The sequence below is a fragment of the Chlorobium phaeovibrioides genome (assembly GCF_003968655.1).
In the GTDB taxonomy this organism is placed as follows: Bacteria; Bacteroidota; Chlorobiia; order Chlorobiales; family Chlorobiaceae; genus Chlorobium; species Chlorobium phaeovibrioides.
In genome coordinates this window covers 1-2,151 of sequence record NZ_RXYK01000036.1, presented here as the reverse complement: position 1 = coordinate 2,151, position 2,151 = coordinate 1, and the positions used below count along the sequence as shown (strand labels likewise).

At 36.1% G+C, this 2,151-nt stretch carries 3 protein-coding genes; all 3 read right to left on the bottom strand.

Annotated features, from left to right (window positions below; translation table 11 throughout):
- Nucleotides 1-149 precede the first annotated feature (149 nt).
- The gene (locus EKD02_RS09755) at nucleotides 150-971 is read right to left on the bottom strand and encodes an FkbM family methyltransferase (protein ID WP_126385311.1); all 822 of its coding nucleotides are present in this window, start codon (nucleotides 969-971) and stop codon (nucleotides 150-152) included.
- A 150-nt stretch (nucleotides 972-1,121) separates the two neighbouring features.
- The gene (locus EKD02_RS10430) at nucleotides 1,122-1,400 is read right to left on the bottom strand and encodes a glycosyltransferase (protein ID WP_185805745.1); all 279 of its coding nucleotides are present in this window, start codon (nucleotides 1,398-1,400) and stop codon (nucleotides 1,122-1,124) included.
- Nucleotides 1,391-1,927, bottom strand: a complete 537-nt coding sequence (locus EKD02_RS09745) for a glycosyltransferase family protein (protein WP_126385309.1) — start codon at nucleotides 1,925-1,927, stop codon at nucleotides 1,391-1,393. Before EKD02_RS09745 ends, EKD02_RS10430 begins: the two co-directional genes overlap by 10 nt.
- Nucleotides 1,928-2,151 lie beyond the last annotated feature (224 nt).

Genomic DNA, 2,151 nt, shown 5'->3' with positions numbered 1-2,151 from the left:
GGATACTGTTTTATTGCGGAAAGCTTAACATGGCCATCAGCTGATGAAGTACTTCATCCAGGTACTAATCCACTAAATTCGGCGGAGACCCAAACAAAAGGAGATATGGGACATGACTTCTCTTTAGAGTTTTTAAGATATTCTGTTTTTTAAACCGATACTACTAAATCTCGAACACTAAAAAAGTAATCATCATTTATTACTCTCCCCCCCCTCCACGGCATTAGTGTACTCCCAATAATCTCCATTGGTACGTAATCAATATTTTTCATAAAAATAAAAACTTCTTCTATACTAGACCCGTAACTACTTAAATAAGAATCTACTAATTCAATCATTATCAACCGCGGTCTAAGCCGGAGCAAAGTGTTTTTCATTCCTGCAAGAACTTCCGCTTCATACCCCTCAACGTCAATCTTTACAATATCCAACCGGTTAATATCTATGTCATCAATTCGTATAAGTTTTTTGGCTAAAACATTTCTAATAGATGCACCGAACTCTCCCATTCCATCATGAGGAGAGACTCCCGATAATACAGATGAAAGACCAGACTCCTCACTTTGAGCAAAGGAAATATTACCAGAGTTTGATCCACATACAAACCGAAATATTTCAACATTATTAATTTCATTTGTTGACAATGAAAGCTGTAATAGATCCGCATTTTGGTCAATAGGTTCAAAGGACATTACATGGCTTGCTTGTTTAGAAAACAATAGAGTGTAATAGCCAACATTAGCACCTATATCGATACACACATCATCAGTCTTTATAAGTTTCTGAAGAACTTTTGTTTCCGCACGTTCAAAGACTCGCAGGTACATTTTTTGACAAATCAACTGATCAATGAATAGAAGAGCCCTAAACCCAAATAGCTCTACTTCTTTAACTCTATATGGACCAGTTGGAAAGTAGATTTTCATAAATAACCGAGCCAAATGTTTTAATACATCAAATATTGGTTTCATAATTAAATTTGTTTTGAATGGTTGGCTTGTTATTATAAATTGAGAAGATATTTGAAGCTAATTGTATTATTGAACGAGTATATGCAATATACTTTATATTATATGTTTTCTAAATTATTTCGATTATTAATTCACTACCGAATGCAATTGTTACCTATTATAATTTGATAAAGTAGATACAAGAAAAGAAAGTGTTTTTGACGCGCAATGTGCCCAACTCATTTCCGATGCTCGTTTATATGCTCGACAAGATATCTCATTTCTTAACTGCTCGTTTAGGATTAAATTCTCAATAGCTTCAGCAATTGAATCAGCTTTTTTCGGATCAAAATATACTCCTCCAGACTGAAGAATTTCTGGCATTGGACCACTTATAGAACAAGCAATGGGTATTAATGAAGACATACCCTCAAGCAACGTCACTGGCATACTTTCGCAAGAGGACGCAAAAATAAATATATCTGCATTTTTATAATATTTGGTAACTGATTATGTTCCACAAAAGGGTATTGGCTCACAAAGAGCCCATCGGGGTCAAGCATTTTAATTTTGATTTCTAAATCTTTTTGTGCCTTCCCTTTCCCTCCACCTACAAGAAGCAAATTAACTGTATAACCTTTCATACGCAAGCGGCTAATAGCTTCCACTACAAACACCTGATTTTTATAAGGTGCCGAATTTGAAATATACAGGCATTGTATATCCTTATCAACAAAACTTTTACTTCCTAACCCTTTTTGGGAACTACGAAACTCGTCTGGAATACCATGATGAATAACTTCAGTATTTAAAAGAGCACCTGTATACAACTGAATTACATCAGCAGCATATTTTGTTAAAAAGGCTGCACCATCTGCTCTTCTTAAAGAATACATCTGTATAAATCTCAATACAAAAAAACGAATACGGTGATAGTGCAGTCCGTACCGTGCAGACTCCTCTGGCTCAAAAGGCATTATATCTTGAGAGAGAGTTACACAAGGTCTAAAAGTTCCACGGCGTGATTTTTGGATGATGTCGCGAAACGGGTTTCCAATAAACTACAGCCCGCTTCCGGTTGTTTGATTTGCTGAGCAGTACATTTTACGAAGTTTCTGCTGCTTTCCCAATACTCTTTTTCTTTCAGCGATAATCCCTGCTGCAAGGTCCTGATGCATCTGTTCCGGGGTCACATATCCGA